Here is a 16,869-nt window from a genome sequence, read left to right as displayed (position 1 = left end):
GAGAAAGCCCATGTCGGCATTCGAGTTCAGAACCACCCCCGCTATTTATGTTGAAAGCGGAGCCGCTGCCCGGCTCGGTCAAATCCTGCGCAAGCGTTTCTCGCAAGAACGCGTTTGTCTGGTGACCGACCGATTCCTGCACGAAAGCGGCTTGCTGGATCCTGCCCTGGCTGATCTGAAAGCCAATGGCTGGACCGTGGAAGTGATTGACGATGTTATTGCCGATCCTCCAGAGCACATTGTTTTGCAGGCGACCGAACGCGCCCGCCAGGCCAAGACAGAAATCGTCGTGGGTCTGGGTGGTGGCTCGTCTATGGACGTAGCCAAATTGTTGGCTGTCCTGCTGGCTTCGGATCAGCCCCTGCAAGAGATGTACGGTATTGATAAGGTGCGCGGCTCGCGTCTGCCGCTGGTGCAGATCCCGACCACGGCGGGAACCGGCTCAGAAGTAACGCCGATTTCTATCGTGACCACCGGAGAGACGACCAAGTCTGGCGTGGTGGCTCCCGAGCTGTACGCGGATCTGGCCATTCTGGACTCGGAACTGACCTTGGGCCTGCCACCGCGTATCACAGCGGCGACCGGTATCGATGCCATGGTGCACGCCATCGAGGCTTACACCAGCCGCATCCTGAAAAACCCGCTGTCGGACAACCTGGCCAAGCAAGCCCTGCGCCTGATTGGCAACAAGCTGGTGCATGTTTGTCGTAACGGCCAGGATGCCGCCGCACGTCAAGACATCCTGCTGGGTGCAACGTTGGCTGGTCAGGCTTTTGCGAACGCTCCTGTGGGTGCCGTGCACGCATTGGCGTACCCGATCGGCGGTATTTTCCACGTGCCACATGGTTTGTCGAACTCGCTGGTTCTGCCTCACGTGCTGCGTTTCAACGCCTCGGCTGCTGCGCCGCTGTATGCCGAGCTGGCCGAAGTACTGATGCCCGGCATTCAGGGCGATGACACGTCCAAGACCGAGGCCTTCATCAACTTCATGGAACAGATCGCCATTGATACCGGCATCGAGCGTCAGCTGCGCGAAGTGGGTATTAAAGAAAGCGACCTGCGCCATATGGCTCAAGAAGCCATGAAACAAACCCGGTTGCTGGGTAATAACCCCCGCGACGTGACCGAAGAAGACGCTTTCGCGATTTACAGCGCCGCGTTCTGATAAACCGCTAACAGCGGAAACCTTTGCCTGAGTCTGGTGTTGTGCCGACTCAGGTTTTTTTTGCGGGTTTGTTTTAGCCCTTCAGCTTCTAAGTCTCAAATATTATATTTTTAAGGGTTGATGATTGCTTGAACGTTTGCTGATTTGTCAGCAGTCGACTGAGACTTGAAGGTAAATGCTGACAGAGTGAGGGCTATAGGAAATGGTGATAGTTTGAAGTGGTGAGGAACTTGCTGCATCGGTAGATGAATCGGCCAGAGCCTAACGTCTGCTTACAAGAGCGGGCCGTACGCTTCAGCTCAATGCGGGTCTGACGCGCATTGAGCGTACTAAACTATTTGGGTTTTGCAGGGCATAGCCTAGTTTTTTTCCGTGCCTTGACGCTGTCAGCGATGGTGATTTTCCATATGCTGTCATTGTTGAATCGACTGCTTTTTATTCACCATGATTGCGATACCTCTTTCTTCTATACAAAATCGGCGGACTCTGACGTTATGTCTGGCCGGCGCGGTGCTGGGCCTGCTTGAATGGGGTTCGTTCATCAGCTTGATGGACTCAGATCTGCAGCAAGAGCACATTTGGATCTCCTTGCTGTTAGGGATGGGGATCTTTGGTGTGGCGGCCATGTCGTTGTTGATGCACTTGCCCTTGTCTAAGTCCTTGGCAGCAGCGTTGGGATTAGCGGTGGGCGGCGTTGTTTTGTCCTTGCAGGGCTTAGGCGGATACGCGGATGTAGACAGTTTTTTATTGGCGCCGCAGATGGGGGTTGCGCTCAGCTTGTTGTCGAGCATTACGCTGCCCTTTATAGCCGTGATGGTAGAGCGTCGTCGGGATTGGCGTAATTACCGCCGCCTGTTTGAGGTCAGCTGGTCTATGGTGTGTTCCTGGGCGGTGGCGATGCTGTTTTGCGGCCTGGCCTGGGGAGTGTTGATGGCCAGCCACGTATTGCTCAGTTTTGTGGGCATTACCTTTCTGGCAGATGTTCTGCTGGAACCGGCTGTCGCGGCTGTGGTGTCTGGAGCTTTGGTAGGAGCGGGCCTGGCGATATCGTCCGAGTCGGATGGCTATCTATCGCCGCTTATTTTGCTGAAACTGCTGCGTTTGCTGACTCCCGTCTTGCTGGTGGTGATGGTGGTCTTTATTGTGGCCCTGCCTTGGCGTACAGGTGAAGGCCTGCCCTTGGCGGCGATATGTGTAGCGGCGGTATTGGGGGCGTCTACCTTGGTATCTGCCGTGGTGGCCGATGAAGACGCCAATGCCAGTGCAACGCCCTTGTTGCGTGCTTCGGCTCGCTTGCTGGGCATGGTCATGCCCGTTGTGGCGGCGGCGGCTTTGTGGGCGGTGGTGGCACGCGTTGCCCAGTACGGCTGGACGCCTGCGCGAGTCAGTGCGATGACAGGGGCGCTTGTCGCTGCGGCTTATGGTTTGAATTATTTTTGGGCAGCTTGCCATACCAAGGATTGGATGGCCCGAGTGCGTCGCTCCAATATTTGGATGGCGATAGCCTTGATCGTCCTGGCGGTGCTGTGGCTGTCTCGTATTTTGTCTCCCGAGTCTTTGTCAGTTACCTCGCAGTTGGAACGTTTTAAGTCAGGTGAACTGGCCGCCGCCGATTTCCCTGAGGTGGAAATGAGGTTTAGATGGGGCTTGCCGGGACAAGAGGCGCTGCGCTCTCTGGTGGAGCAAGGTTTGCTGGACGTAGAGTTAGAGGAGGAGGAGTCTGGGCCTCCATCCCCGGATCAGACATCTGAGGTCTGGGAGTTCAGCGAAGAGCAGGCCAAGCAGATTTTGCTGGAAACCATGCCCAGCTCACCGGCCAATCACCCCTTGCTCAAACCTTTTATTGAGCAATACCCGGGGTGGGACATCGCCTATCTGGCCAGATCCTGCCTGAGCAAGACTCCTGCAGGCCACCCGGATTGCTTGCTGGTATTTGCGGACTTGCTGCCTTCAGTACCGGGAGACGAGGCCATCATCCTGGCTAGCGATACCATGGTGAATGGCGTGACGTTTGCCATGGCAGAGGATGGCAACTGGAAGCGCGCTACCGCCTTTAATCCCGGTTTGATCGAGGAAAAAATGGCCACTGTTATTGATGGCATTCATGCGCACGGGGCGGTGATTCAACCCGCGCCTTTCAATGTCTTGAAACTGCCTGGCGGCGCTATTCTTGGCGTGACGGAGAGCCCTTGATGGGCTGCTCGGATAAGGCTGACAGCCTTGGTGTCTTTATATAAGAAACATCACGGCTGGGCAGCGATGCGCAGCGCAGGTTTTAACGACGCGGCCAGCATTTGTCCGTGGTTCAGTTCGGTAAAGTTTTCATAGCTGACGTTCAGGCCTGCATCCTGCAAGTGTTTCGCATAATCCTGCGTTGACCATTGAGTCGCCGCATTGTTCATGGATGTATTTCTGCGTTGCCCACCTACCATGATGGCGATTTGCTTGTCTTTGGCCAGTGCGGTATCAAAAGCCTGGGCGGTCTTCACCAACATGCCGTCGTGCCACCACAGGGAAGGGTCGCCCGCGACGTAACGCTGGTACAGATCCGGATGGGTAAAGAGGGTGTGCAGCGTGAACAGGCCACCATAAGAGTGACCCCATAGCGTTTGGCGCGAACGATCAATAGGCTCACGTTCTTCTACGGCGGGCTTGATATGCGTTTCTATATAGTCCAGAAAAATATCCGCACCGCCACCTAAACGGCCCCGCACTTCCACTGTTTTGCTGACGCCGTTTTCCGTGACGGGAGGTGTGTAGTCGAAGGAGCGGGCGAGCACATCGTGACGGGCTTCGGTGTCGTAGCCAATGGCCACTAGTACCGGAGCTGACAGCGCGTCTATGGTTTTCAGATCGTCCACATCAATGCTGGCCATGGCGGCATTGCCGTCCACCATATAGATCACCGGAAAACCGCGGGCAGGGGCCGGGCGGTTTGGGGTGCCTATCTGTATTTTGTAATGCCGCTTGCCGTCTTCCGAGGCCATGACCAGCGTTTCAAAACGATAAAGGCTTTGTTGCTGCTCCACGATGGTGGGCCCCACGGTTTCGTTCCAGGGCCGGGTGCTTTGGCTTTGTTGGGCGTGGGCGGGTAACGTGAACGCCAGGCAGAGCGTGGCGGCACTGATCAGAAGGCGGGGCAGGGAAGTCTTCATCAAGGTCAAATCATAGAAGTCTAAACGGGAATGATTCCCATTATAGGGCTTGATGAAGAATAGGAAACAAACGCTCGGAAAACAAATCGTATCTAGATCATTAGGCGGCCTAGGGTTTATCGGCACAGGCAAGCAGCGGCCAGCCTGCTGTCTTCTGGCAGCAGGGTAAAAAGCGAAAAAGCCTGAGTCTGCATTGAGCAAACCCAGGCTTTGATATCTGCCTGATTCTTTATCTATAGAGCCTGATCTGGAAGGGCAAAGGGATTGAGCCCCGTGCGTCCATAACCTTCTTCCGTGGCTGCATCATCCAACACTAGTGTTGCCAAATCATCTGCAACAGCTTCAGCATTGGGATCACGTTCCTGCGAGATGACTTTCAGATAGCTATGGCAGTGGCCGCAGCTCTCAGCACGTACGATGGCTTCTGTCGTGTCAAAGCTTAGGTAGTCCAGATCACCGGCGTCGGCGCAGTTAGTGCATTTGGCACGAACCATATGCCAGTCGCACTCGCACAGGGAGCAATGCAAATAGCGCAGGCCTTGGCGGCTGCCTTTGTGGATCAGGCTGGCTACAGGCGCACTGCCGCAGACCGGGCAACTGGCGGATTCCTCGTCATTGATGATGGGCAGAGGCACTGCCCGTGCAGCCAGTGCCACTTCCAGAGACAAGGCGGCCCAAAGAAAGGGAGCCAGTGCCGGGGAAACGGCATCAAACTGATTTTGGGCCAAAGCCAAACCTGCATCCAGACGAGCCTGAGAGCTCATGGCGCGAAGGGCATCCAGATGCGGGCTAATAGCGGCCGAAGCATCGGGAGCAAGCTGGGCAAGCAAGGCATTTACATGGGTTTCCCAGGTGCCCTGACGGGCAATTTCTACGGGATCAACTGCCGTGGCATCCGAATGGCTTTGTTGTGAAACCGTTGCCTGTGCCTGGGCAATAGTCGCAGCCAGGAGCAGATATGCTTGCAGCTCGTGTCCTTGTGCCAACTCGTGTAATCGGGCAGCACGAGCGGTGTAGATTTCATGCAATTCGGGCTGCAAGATCGGATCAAAATGCCGGGTTGATTCTTCCGATGGAACGCTGCGGCTGATAGGGACTTCCTTCATGCTTTGCCTTCCTTAACGTCGGTGTCTTTAGCCTTAAGTTCTTCATGCCAGCGGTCATGGTGATGACGGATCCAGGCCTTGGAGACATAGCCTGTCACCATGCCAGTGATAGAGCCACGCACCCAGATAGCCAGATAGATATGACCCAGGATCAACAGAATCAAACCAATTCCGGCCACTGAATGAATTAGGATAGCCAGCCGCAACACAGGGATGGAAAAGAACTCTGCAAAGTAAGCCCGCCACATGATCAGGCCCGATACCAACAGCGTGACAATCGAGAGCATGATCAACCAAAACAGCACTTTCTGGCCGGCATTGTATTTACCGATTCTCAACGGCTGTGTGGCATTGTTCAGCACCACGCTTTTGACGTTGCGAAACCAAATCAAGTCGGTTTTTGCGGGCAGGTTGTACTTCACAAAGCGCACAAACATATAGCAAAGCCCGGCGAAGACCGCGATACCCAGGAAGGGATGCAGCACTCGAGCTAGTTGCGGTGTGCCCAGAAAGGAGCTCAGCCAGGAAAAGGACGGGTAAAACCAGGACAGCCCCGATGTTGCTGCCAGGAAAAAGCACAGCACGACCGCCCAATGACACAGGCGCTCGGGAAACTTGGTGCGCAGAACAAGATTATTTTTCTTGGCCATGGTCGCCTCCTTCAATTGCTTTGCTGTCCTGTTGCGGCTCGTCTGCGTGTGCTTCTTCGTCTTCGTCGATGCTATTGGGGCCGACACCGATAAAGTGGGCGGCCATACCGGCTACGGCAACTGCTCCGGCGATGGCAGCAGCGGGTTTGAGTACGTCTTTCCAGCCACCAACGACAGAGCTGATTTGCGGGTCTTTGGGCAGACCGGCATAGCGTTGGGGGTCATCAGCGTGTTGCAGCACATACATGACGTGGGTGCCGCCTACTCCTTGAGGATCGTAGAGACCGGCGTTTTCATAACCGCGCTCGTTCAAGTCCTCAATACGGCTTAGCGCCAGATCCTTCATTTCCTCTTTGGAGCCAAAGGCAATGGCGCCGGTCGGGCAGGTTTTCGCGCAAGCAGGTGCTTGGCCCACGCTAACGCGGTCCGAGCACAGCGTGCATTTGTAGGCTTTATTATCTTTCTTGGAAATGCGCGGCACATCGAAAGGACAGCCAGCCACGCAGTAACCGCAACCCACACACAGGTCCGACTGGAAATCCACAATGCCGTTGGCATATTGAACAATCGCGCCTGGAACCGGGCAGGCTTTCAGGCAACCGGGGTCTTCGCAGTGCATGCAGCCGTCTTTGCGGATCAGCCACTCCAGCTTGCCGGCCTCGTCCTCGTGTTCGGTGAAACGCATCAAGGTCCAGCTGTCGGGGCTCAGATCGCGGGGGTTATCGTAGACCCCGACGTTCTCTTCCACTTCGCCACGCAAGTCGTTCCACTCATTGCAGGCAACCTGACAGGCTTTGCAGCCGATGCAGATGGACACGTCAATCAGCTTGGCGACTTCCATCTGGTGGTCACGTATCTGCGGTGCAGGCGTGACGGAGTTGGTGGCCGAGCGGCGCACTATGTTTTGCGAATTCATGCCGTGGCTCCCTGCATTTTCTCGACGTTGACCAGAAAGGCTTTGAACTCCGGTGTTTGCGTATTGGCATCGCCCACGCCGGGAGCCAGAGTATTGGCCAGAAAGCCTTTGCGGGTTTCACCTTCAAAGCCCCAGTGACAGGGGATACCAATTTGCTGCACTTGCTGACCGGCTACGGTCAAGGTGCGCATGCGTTTGGTGACCACGGCCTTGGCGGTGATGTAGCCGCGTTTGGTCGTTATTTTGACGGTGTCGCCGTGCTTAATGTCTTTTTCAGCGGCCAGTTGCTCGCCAATTTCCACGAATTGTTCAGGCTGCAACATGGCATTCAGGTAGGAGTGCTTGGTCCAGTGCCGGAACAACTCGGTGATGGAGTAAGTGGTGGCTACATAGGGGTAGTCGTGACGATTCCCCATCCGTTCAGCATCGTTGGACAGAATCCGCGCCGTCGGGTTATGCGTCACCTTTTCATGCAGCGGGTTTTTGGCGATGGGGCTTTCTACCGGCTCGTAATGCTCTGGGAAGGGGCCATCATTAATGCCTTTTTCCGAGAACAAGCGGCCCAGACCTTCAGGCAGCATGATGAAGGGCGTAGCAGGACTGCCAGGAGGCAGGTTGGCCGGAAAGTCAGGTACATCGGCTCCGGTCCATTGCTTGCCATCCCAGTGCAGGATTTGACGTTGAGCATCCCAGGGGTTGCCCATTTCATCCATAGAGGCGCGGTTGTACAGAATGCGCCGGTTGGCAGGCCAAGCCCAGGCCCAGCCGGGGGTGTTGCCCAGGCCAGTATCAGTATTGTCCCGGTTGGCCATCTGGTTACCCTTGTCCGTCCAGGAGCCGGCAAACACCCAGCAATAGCTTTGCGTGGTGCCGTCGTCGCGCAATTGCGCGAAGCTGTCCAACAATTGGCCCTTGCGCAGGATCTGCTTGCCACTCTCGTCAAAGACATCAGCCAGCGCATAGCCATTGGCTTCTTTGGCGACTTCTTCCGGATGCGGGAAATGGGGGTCGTGATAGGTATCCGTGTCCCACGTCATGCTCAGAACTTGCTCAGGACAGGCTCCGCCTTCTTCTTCGTACAGGCGGCGTAGTTCCATCATGATTTCGCCCAGAATATTGGGGTCGTGACGAGCAATACCTGGAGGCTCTTGTCCAGCGTAGTGCCATTGCAACCAGCGGCCCGAGTTCACGATGGAACCGTCTTCTTCCGCAAAGCAGTTAGATGGCAGGCGGAACACCTCCGTCATGATTTCTTCGGTCTTGACGTCGTTGAACTGGCCTTCATTGCGCCAGAAGTTCGAGGTCTCGGTGACCAGCGGGTCCACGATAACCAGGAATTTCAGCTTGGACAGCGCCTTGGAGGTCTTGTTCTTGTCTGGCATGGCGGCCAGCGGGTTGAAGCCTTGCGCGAAGTAACCGTTGACCTTGCCCTCGTACATCATGTCGAAGTAGGCCAGCATGTCGTAGCTGCGATCCCATTTGGGCAGCATGTCAAAGGCAAAGTCGTTGTCTGGTGTGGCGTGCTTGCCGTACAGATTCTTCAGCAAAGAGATGAAGAACTTTGGCGTGTGCTTCCAGTAATTGACCTGTCCGGGCAAGACATCTTTGGGCGTGGTTTCGTCCAGATATTGCGCTAGAGTTTGCTGGCTGTCTGAAGGCAGATTCATATAGCCGGGCACACGCAAAGACAGCAGGCCCAGGTCGGTATAGCCCTGAATATTGGAGTGACCGCGCAGGGCGTTCACGCCGCCCCCCGCCATGCCAATATTGCCCAGCAACAGCTGAATCATGGCCGCACCACGAATAATCTGTGCACCGCCGGTGTGGTGTGTCCAACCCAAGGCATAGAGCCAGGTCAGGGTTCTGTTTTTGGCCGAACAGGAGCCGATGACTTCGGCAATCTGCAGGAAGTCGGCTTGTTTGACACCGGTAATGTTTTCCACCACTTCGGGGGTGTAGCGATCCACGTGCGCTTTCAATAACTGCAGCACGGAGCGGGGATGCGTCATGCTCATGTCGCGCATCACCTCGCCGCTTTCATCCAGGGCGTAGGTCCAGGTGGATTTGTCGTACACCTTGGTTTGTGGGTTAAAGCCGGAGAACACGCCTTCGTCGAAGGCGAAGTCGTCACGCACAATCAGGCTGGCGTTGGTATAGGAGCGCACGTAGTCGTGCTGAATCTTGTCGTTCTCCAGCAGCCAGCGCACCATGCCCATCAAAAAGGCCGTGTCGGAACCGGCGCGGATCGGCGAAAAGATGTCCGCAACCGCAGCAGTACGGTTAAAGCGCGGGTCCACCACGATGACCTTGGCCTTGTTCTTGATCTTGGCCTCGATCACCCATTTGAAGCCGACCGGGTGTGCTTCGGCGGGGTTACCGCCCATCACAATCACCACGTTGGCGTTCTTGATGTCCACCCAGTGATTGGTCATGGCACCGCGCCCAAAGCTGGGCGCTAAAGCCGAGACTGTGGGAGCGTGACAGAGCCGCGCCTGACAGTCGATCCCCAACATACCCAGGGCACGAGTGAATTTGAAATCCAGCAAGCCGGTTTCATTGGATGCGGCAGAAGAGGCCAGAAAGCCCGAGGACAGCCAGCGGTTTACCACTTGGCCTCGTTCGTTCTTGGCAATGAAGTTGGCGTCGCGGTCGTCTTTCAAGAGGCGGGCAATCCGTTTGGTTGCGTCGTCCCAGCTGATCTTGACCCATTCCTTGGAACCGGGCGCCCGGTATTCGGGGTGCAGGAGTCGGTTCTTGGAATGGATCATATCCAACAGGCCTGCGCCTTTAGGACAGAGTGAGCCACGGCTGACCGGGTGATCCGGGTCGCCTTCTATATGAAAGATACGGGGTTTCGCATTCTTGGAGCCATCGCCCATCGAGTACATGAGGATGCCGCAACCGACCGAACAGTACGTACAGTTGTTGCGAGTCTCTTTGGCGCGCAGGAGCTTGTAAGGCCGAACGGCTGCGGGAACTTGAGCGGCGGCTGTCGACAGTCCCATCGCGGTCGCAGACAGCGCAGCTGCCCCAGCACCAAGAATTTTGAGAAACTGACGCCGACCAAAACTTGGCACGGTGTTATTCATGAATGATTTTCTTGAAAAAAGTGGTATGGCAAAAGGATCACTAATTGCCGGGTCGCATTATAGCAGGATGCATATAAGCTGATTGTGCGGGCCTAATGCTCTGGTTCTAAGCGCAGATGGTTTTTCGGACAGATTGGAATAAGGCGTTACGGGTACCGGGCCTAGTGCTGGCGAATTACTCTTGCCAGGTAGTAAAGTGCGAGGCCGCTAAGAAGCATGGCCGGGGCAGCCCATAGCATGCCGCCACTGGTCAGGTTGTCTCCCTGTGCAGTCAGGCAGCTGGAAGCGGCTGCTTCTATGCACTCTTTATATTGGTAATAGCGCTCGTAAAAAAGCCACCAGAAAAAACCTGCCAAGATAGAAACAATAATCAGAATAAGGATGGCTTTAAAGTGGCAGGCAGGGCTGGGATTCATGCTTGGAAATACGGAGCGATAAGAGGGCTGAAAAAAGGTGGTTGTATCTTTCCGCTGTTTTACTTGATTCTTGCTGTATTGATAATAAATCGTTTGGAAATAGAGGTGGATCAGTGTGTGGATCACTGATGCAGTGGCCAGCCTTAGGGCTGCGGTGGCGGAATAAAACCGTGTTAATTCAAGGCTGTTGTAGGGTGTTCTCAGCTTTTGAAAGTCGTCATATAGTTGATAATGTGTGCTATTCTCAATTGGCTTTTTATACTTTACAGTCGCAATTCACTCTACTGCCTTACACCTGGTACGAGCTTGGTAAGGGCAGCTTTCTGTCTACACTCCCATGATCAGATTCACGGTATCGGACTTTGACCGACTCGGCAGTCCTGCTGGATTCCGCTATCGTCTGCCCTATTACGAAGGCCCGGATCGGGGTAGGGAGCAGCTCTGCATTGCCGAAGGGCGAGTGCAGCACTATGAGGTCCGGCCGGGTATCAAACTCGTGCTCTCGGATATTGTGGCGCACCATCATTACGAGTCCAGTTCGATCACCGCCCCGCAGTTCTCTACCATTGTGATGCTGCAAGGCCGGGCGCAAGCTCAGCTTGCCAGCCAGGACAAGCTTAGTCTGGTGGCGCAAAGCGGGGTCAGTATTGCACATAGCGATGCGGTCACCATGACGGGCGTGCATCCTGCCGGGCAGCGCCTGCGCAGCATCAATATTTCCTTGGGCTCAGCGGAAAGTGTGGATGACCCGCGCTTGGTCGATATGCTGGCCAAACTGATGGGACCGTCCGGGCTGCGTATGCAGCAATGGACAGTCCCCCCTCATTTGCTGAATACGCTGGAGCAACTGATAGACAGCCCTTGGCAGGGCGCTATGCACCATCTGCTATTGGAAGGTGTCAGCCTGCAAGTGCTGGCCCATGCTTTGGATGGTATGACCTACAAGCCAGCCAAAGATTCTCCTGCAATGGCCCGTGATCGACAGCTGCTGGAACGGGTACGAGAGCGTCTCTATAACGCGCCGGGTGAAGATCACAGCTTGGCGGATCTGGCCAAGTTGGCTTGCATGAGCCCAAGTACGTTGCGGGTGAAGTTTCAGGCGACGTATCAATGTTCGGTATTTGCTTGGCTGCGTGAACGTCGCTTGGAATTGGCGCGAGACTACTTGGCTCAAGGTTGGAGCGTGCAGCAGGCGGCTCATTTTGTGGGATACCGCCATGCCACCAACTTTGCCACGGCTTTTCGAGAACGCTACGGTATTTCTCCCAGCGAGTTGAACTGAGGCGGCTGGGCCGCTTTGTCATTGCTCAAAGCTCTTTAGGCATTTGGCATTCCCCAGCCCGACTCGCATCAGTCATTCTGAAAGAGGGTCGCTCTTTATAGGGTATTTTTTTCCGTTTCAGACTGAGCCGTATTGCCTTCCTCACTACCCCCATATCCCGTGATGGTGTTGATTTTGGGCCTGCTGGCCTGCGTTGCTCCTGCCACGATTGACGCTTATCTACCTGCTTTCAGCGCCCTGGAACGAGAGTTCAATGTGCCGCCGGAAAGCGTGCAACAGACCCTGGGCGTGTACATGTCCGCCTATGCAGCGATGTTGTTGCTGCACGGTACCTTGTCGGATGCCTGGGGACGCAAACCTGTGATCCTGGCGTCGTTGCTTGTGTATATCGCCGGTTCGGTGATGGCCGCTTTGGCTCCTGAATTGAACTGGCTGATGGCTGGCAGGGTGCTGCAAGGCGCGTCCGCGGGTGCCGGTTTGGTAATTGGGCAAGCCATAGTACGGGATTGCTACCAAGGCGATCTGGCGCGGCGAACCCTGTCCTATATCGTCGTGGTTTTTAATGTGTCGCCCGCATTGGCACCGATTGTGGGCGGGCAGTTGATTGCACATTGGGGCTGGCGCCCTGTGTTCTGGATGCTGGCAAGCTTGGCGGCTTTGGCTTGCTGGCTATGCCTGCAGCATTTGCCGGAAACGCTAGCCAGTGCGAAACGTCAGCCCCTGGCTTGGCCTCAGTTGCGTACCGAGCTTGGGCTCTTGCTGCGTGATCTTCCTTTTATGGGAATGAGCTTGGCCTTAAGTTTGCTGGTCGGTGCGCAGGCCTTTCTGATTGGTGCAGCCCCCGACTTTATTTCTCATACCTTGAAGCTGCCCGAAACCGCCTTCGCCGTGCTGTTTGTACCTTTGGTGATTGGTGCCATGTTAGGTGCCTTGGCTTCTGCCCACTTGGCTAAGCGTTGGAGCGACACCAGAATAATATGTTGCGCCTATGGTTTGATGCTGGGTAGTTGTGTGGCCTATACCCTGTATCTGACCAGCTCGTCTTTACCTACACTGCCGTGGGCTGTCCTGTTGCCTGCTTTTTTTACAACGGGTCTGGCCATGCTCATGCCGGTGGTGACCCTGCGTATCTTGGTTCAAGTGCCAAGCCGGGCAGGGCTGGCAGCGTCCTTATTGGGGTTTTGCCAGATGGCCACGTTTTCCTTGGTCAGCGGCTGGCTGGTGCCGTGGGTCTATGGCCAGCCTTTGCGTATGTCAGCGGCTATGCTTGTCAGCGTGCTTCTCAGTCTACTGAGCTGGTTATGGCTGCAACAAGGTGCTGATCGACGTCGCGCCTAGGAGGAAAGCGGCAGGATTGATATTTGGCATAGGGTTTCTGCGTTTAGGAATACGCTCTTGCAAACTTCGTAGATGATAATTGTTCGCATCTAAAACCTATCTAGAGATCTACGTTCATGTCTGCTGTTTCTGCCCGTTCCGCTAGAGTCAGGTTGCGCCTGTTTACTCCATTAACTCGTTCAGCCATGTTGTTGGCGGCTGCGGGTAGTCCAGCTTGGGCCCAGGAGAAAGCAGTGGCCGATGCTCCCGTGGAGTTGTCCACCATTACGGTTAAAGGTAATCGCGATCCGGGTGTGACAGAAACCGATCCGTCCTACACCACCAAGGCCATGAGCACGGCGACGGGGCTCTCTTTGTCCATTAAGGAAACGCCGCAATCGGTCAGTGTAGTGACCCGGCAGATGATGGATGATCGCGGCATGCAAACTACGGCTGATGCCTTGCAAAGTGCGCCTGGCATGTCGGTGACGCGCAGCGATACCAATCGCTATTCTTTTTCAGCGCGGGGTTTTGATGTTGATAACTATCAGTTTGATGGCTGGACGCAGCCCGTGTTGTCTCCCTGGGCTTTTGGGGAAAGCAATCTGGATTTGGCAGTATTTGACCGGGTTGAAGTTGTCCGTGGGGCTACCGGTTTGATGACGGGAGCAGGCAACCCCTCAGCGGCTGTTAACTATGTGCGTAAACGCCCTTTACGTGATTTTGCTGCCTCTGCGGGTGTGAATGTAGGCAGTTGGAACTTCGCACGAGCGTATGCCGACATTTCTACTCCCATCACTAAAGACGGCCGTATTCGTGGGCGTTTGGTCGGTGCTTATGGCAAGGCTGATAGCTATACCGATTTACAAGACACTAAGACCCGCACGCTATACGGCGTCATCACCGCCGACCTGATGCCCGGCATGGAACTGACAGGTGGTGTGGCCTACCAATCCAGTTCTAATAATGGCTTTGGCAGTGGCTTTCCTTTGTTCTATAGCGATGGCACCCGCACAGACTTTGGGCGTTCTGTGTCCAACAATGCCGAATGGTCGCGTGTTGAAAACGACACTACCACGGGATTTGTAGATTTAAGTCATCAGTTTGCCCATGATTTGAAGCTACGCATCACCTACAACCAGTCTGTGACGGATGCCTCCATGAAGCAGATTTATCGCGGGGGCTATCCGGACAGAAACACAGGTCTGGGTACGGCAAACTCTTACTCGTATTACAAGGGCGATGTGCGTCGCAAGGCCTTTAACGCATCCTTGTCGGGGCCGTTTGAACTGTTTGGCCGTGAGCACGAGTTCTCCTTAGGCTGGATGCGCTCCGAAGACCGCGTAGATTTTCCGCAATACCGGGCCTTGGTGCCTGTGCCCAACGCGGGCAGCTTCTATGAGCCAGGCCGGGTGCCCGAGCCGAATTGGTCCAGCACATCAAGCCAGGCGGACGATATGCTCAGCAAGCAGTCCGGCGCCTATGCCGTAGGCCGCTTTGCCTTGATGGACAATCTGCGTTTGATGGTGGGGGGGCGCATCAGCAATTGGGAAACCGATCAGACTTACTTTGGTGCCAAGCGTCAGTATCGCCACAAAGATCAGTTTGTTCCTTATGCCGGACTTATTTACGATTTCAACGATACCTATACGGCCTACGCCAGCTATACAGAGATCTTCAAACCGCAAAATACTCGGGATGAACAAGGCCAGATTCTGGACCCTATTACTGGCAAGAGTTATGAGCTGGGCATAAAAGCCGCGTGGCTGGATGGACGAGTGAATGGTGCCCTGTCCCTGTTCCAGACCCGCCAGGACAATCTAGCCGAAGCCACGGGCAATAACGTCATCGGTGCGCCGCCTAACACCCCCGCGTATCGCCCGGTGTCTGGTGCCAAGGTGGAAGGGGTTGAGCTGGAAGTTGGCGGTGAACTGCTACCCGGTTGGCATCTGGCCAGCAGCTTGACGACCTTCACCGCCAAAGACGCCCAAGGCAAGCCCATCAACACCAGCAAACCGCGTACCTTGTTCAAGCTCTACACCACCTATCGCTTGTCGGGGGACTGGCAGGGGCTGACCGTAGGTGGCGGTGTCGATTGGCAAAACCGCATGTATCAGAACGCCACTGCGCCTGATAAACGTGTGGTCAAAGTAGAGCAGGGCAGCTATGCGATCGTTAACCTGATGGCACGTTACGACTTCAACAAACGAGTCTCGGCTACCTTGAACGTGAATAACCTGTTCGACAAAAAATACTATTCGCAGATCGGGTTTTATAACCAGGGCTGGTACGGTGCGCCGCAGAACGTGATGCTGTCTTTGCGGGCACAGTATTAAGTGGAGAAGGTGTGGGCAGTAGTGCCTGATGCAAAAGCCTACTTGGTGATGACAAGCAGGCTTTTTTCATGCGAAGCGGATGTGCCAGTTGCTGTATCTCAGACACAGAAATCTTGTAGCTCAAGGGCTACAAGCACAGCGCTATCCGGCTGTTTGGAAGCTTGCAGGCTACAAAACTCAGGACACCAAAGCCAACAAATCCGTCACCCCAATATCCACACCGGCCTGATACAACAAGGTGCTGGCCTGACCGCGGTGGTGAGTCTGGTGATTAAAAAAGTGCGTCACCAAAAGTGCGAAATCCTTCTCCATGTCCTGGCCCGCCATATTGCTATAACGTAGCGTTTGGTCCAGTTGTTCCGCTGTCAGTGTGGCTGCCCAATCAATAATGATCAGGTCCAGCTTGCGGCGATACGGGGCCAGTTCTGCCAAGGTACCGAACAACTGCTGGTTCAGTGCATGGGGCTTGGCAAATACTCCGATTTCTTCGCGCAAGGCGTGGGCATCAGGATGCTGGGCAAAGCGATGCAGCCAGACGGTGTCACCAACTGCAATGTGCATCATGGTCTTGAACAGCGAACCAAAGAAGGCCCCACGTTCCTGATGCAAGTCCTGCGCAGAAAGACTCGCAGCCGCATCGTAAAGACGTTGGTTCATTTGGCTGTTGTACGAGGCCATGCGGATGGTGGTTTGGGGTGTCATGTTTTTTCCATACCTGGGTTCAGTACAAGGATTATTTAATTAAAAAGGGGCATGGATCAAGATGGGTGTGCTCCTTCAAACCTTTGCCGTATTAAATCCACTTGACCTACATATAGGTAGTCAGCTACATTTCAGCCATGATGATTATGTGGCAGCGCGATGTTTGAACTCAAGGACCTTCCTAGCTACGACACGCTGGTAAAGATGGGCGTCGAGTACAGTAACCCGGATGTTGATGGGTTGCAGGCTTGGCTTATCTGGGCTTCGGCGACCAGTGAAATGTTGTCGGCTTTTGAGGCCAATCTTGATCGTACTTCCGGCTTGTCGCAGACGCAGTTTTTTGTGCTGATTCTGCTTAAGCGCAATCCGGATGGCTTGAGCATAGGTACGTTGGCAGATGGGGTGTCGGTAACGTCGCAGACGATGACTCGTATTATTGATCGCATGGAAGTTGCTGGTTTATGTGATCGGGAGCAGCACCCTCAAGATCGTCGTGCCTGGTTGGTTCGCCTGACAGAGCATGGGACCGAGGTTTTGGGTAAAGCCTTGCCGGCTCACTATGTGTGGGTTGCTGAACTGATGAGCCATTTCGACGCGCAAGAACGCGATGTGCTTGTGCGCTTGATGCTCAAGCTTAATCAACAAGGGATCTTGCCCAAGACAAACGGCGGCTGACTGTCGGCCGTTTTTTTAAACAAATATGTAGCTTGCTGCATAACAGCCAAGAACATTTAT

At 54.9% G+C, this 16,869-nt stretch carries 13 protein-coding genes; 6 read left to right on the top strand and 7 right to left on the bottom strand.

Annotated features, from left to right (window positions below; translation table 11 throughout):
- The first annotated feature begins 10 nt into the window (after nt 1–10).
- Both IE156_RS04435 and IE156_RS04430 read left to right on the top strand, forming a co-directional pair.
- Entirely contained in the window at nt 11–1,165 is a 1,155-nt protein-coding gene (locus tag IE156_RS04435) for an iron-containing alcohol dehydrogenase (RefSeq protein WP_189391230.1), read from the top strand.
- A 510-nt stretch (nt 1,166–1,675) separates the two neighbouring features.
- A complete protein-coding gene (locus IE156_RS04430; RefSeq protein ID WP_229840977.1) occupies nt 1,676–3,358 on the top strand; it encodes a DUF4153 domain-containing protein in 1,683 nt (560 codons plus the stop codon).
- Between the two features lie 50 nt (nt 3,359–3,408).
- Here the strand turns inward: IE156_RS04430 and IE156_RS04425 are convergent, their stop codons facing one another.
- The 6 genes from IE156_RS04425 to IE156_RS04400 form a co-directional block, all read right to left on the bottom strand.
- The gene (locus tag IE156_RS04425; protein ID WP_189391441.1) at nt 3,409–4,320 is read right to left on the bottom strand and encodes an alpha/beta hydrolase; all 912 of its coding nucleotides are present in this window, start codon (nt 4,318–4,320) and stop codon (nt 3,409–3,411) included.
- A gap of 233 nt (nt 4,321–4,553) precedes the next feature.
- Complete coding sequence (gene fdhE, locus IE156_RS04420) at nt 4,554–5,426, bottom strand: formate dehydrogenase accessory protein FdhE (protein ID WP_189391228.1); 873 nt, start codon at nt 5,424–5,426, stop codon at nt 4,554–4,556.
- Nucleotides 5,423–6,076, bottom strand: coding sequence for a formate dehydrogenase subunit gamma (locus IE156_RS04415; protein WP_189391227.1), 654 nt, complete (start codon nt 6,074–6,076; stop codon nt 5,423–5,425). The genes fdhE and IE156_RS04415 overlap by 4 nt, the downstream gene beginning before the upstream one ends.
- Nucleotides 6,060–6,992, bottom strand: a complete 933-nt coding sequence (gene fdxH, locus IE156_RS04410; RefSeq protein ID WP_189391226.1) for a formate dehydrogenase subunit beta — start codon at nt 6,990–6,992, stop codon at nt 6,060–6,062. Before fdxH ends, IE156_RS04415 begins: the two co-directional genes overlap by 17 nt.
- The gene (gene fdnG / locus IE156_RS04405) at nt 6,989–10,069 is read right to left on the bottom strand and encodes a formate dehydrogenase-N subunit alpha (protein WP_505601016.1); all 3,081 of its coding nucleotides are present in this window, start codon (nt 10,067–10,069) and stop codon (nt 6,989–6,991) included. Before fdnG ends, fdxH begins: the two co-directional genes overlap by 4 nt.
- A 173-nt stretch (nt 10,070–10,242) precedes the next feature.
- Nucleotides 10,243–10,623, bottom strand: coding sequence for a hypothetical protein (locus IE156_RS04400; protein WP_189391224.1), 381 nt, complete (start codon nt 10,621–10,623; stop codon nt 10,243–10,245).
- Nucleotides 10,624–10,834: 211 nt separating this feature from the next.
- On the opposite strand from IE156_RS04400, the gene IE156_RS04395 reads away from it, so the two are divergent.
- The 3 genes from IE156_RS04395 to fauA all read left to right on the top strand — a co-directional run bounded on the left by IE156_RS04395 (nt 10,835) and on the right by fauA (nt 15,432).
- Complete coding sequence (locus tag IE156_RS04395) at nt 10,835–11,779, top strand: helix-turn-helix transcriptional regulator (RefSeq protein ID WP_189391223.1); 945 nt, start codon at nt 10,835–10,837, stop codon at nt 11,777–11,779.
- Between the two features lie 162 nt (nt 11,780–11,941).
- Nucleotides 11,942–13,117: a multidrug effflux MFS transporter gene (locus IE156_RS04390; protein ID WP_189391439.1), complete on the top strand. Its 1,176-nt coding sequence runs from the start codon at nt 11,942–11,944 to the stop codon at nt 13,115–13,117.
- A 116-nt stretch (nt 13,118–13,233) separates the two neighbouring features.
- On the top strand, nt 13,234–15,432 hold the full coding sequence (gene fauA, locus IE156_RS04385) for a TonB-dependent alcaligin siderophore receptor FauA (RefSeq protein WP_189391222.1): 2,199 nt from the start codon (nt 13,234–13,236) through the stop codon (nt 15,430–15,432).
- Between the two features lie 177 nt (nt 15,433–15,609).
- Here the strand turns inward: fauA and IE156_RS04380 are convergent, their stop codons facing one another.
- Nucleotides 15,610–16,134 (bottom strand): DinB family protein, encoded by a 525-nt coding sequence (locus IE156_RS04380; RefSeq protein ID WP_189391221.1) that lies wholly within the window; start codon nt 16,132–16,134, stop codon nt 15,610–15,612.
- 159 nt (nt 16,135–16,293) lie between these two features.
- Between IE156_RS04380 and IE156_RS04375 the strand changes: the two genes are divergently transcribed.
- Complete coding sequence (locus tag IE156_RS04375; protein WP_189391220.1) at nt 16,294–16,809, top strand: MarR family winged helix-turn-helix transcriptional regulator; 516 nt, start codon at nt 16,294–16,296, stop codon at nt 16,807–16,809.
- The last annotated feature ends 60 nt before the right edge of the window (nt 16,810–16,869 follow it).

This window comes from Alcaligenes pakistanensis (assembly GCF_014652815.1).
Lineage (GTDB): Bacteria > Pseudomonadota > Gammaproteobacteria > Burkholderiales > Burkholderiaceae_B > Alcaligenes > Alcaligenes pakistanensis.
This window is presented reverse-complemented; position numbering and strand designations above follow the sequence as displayed.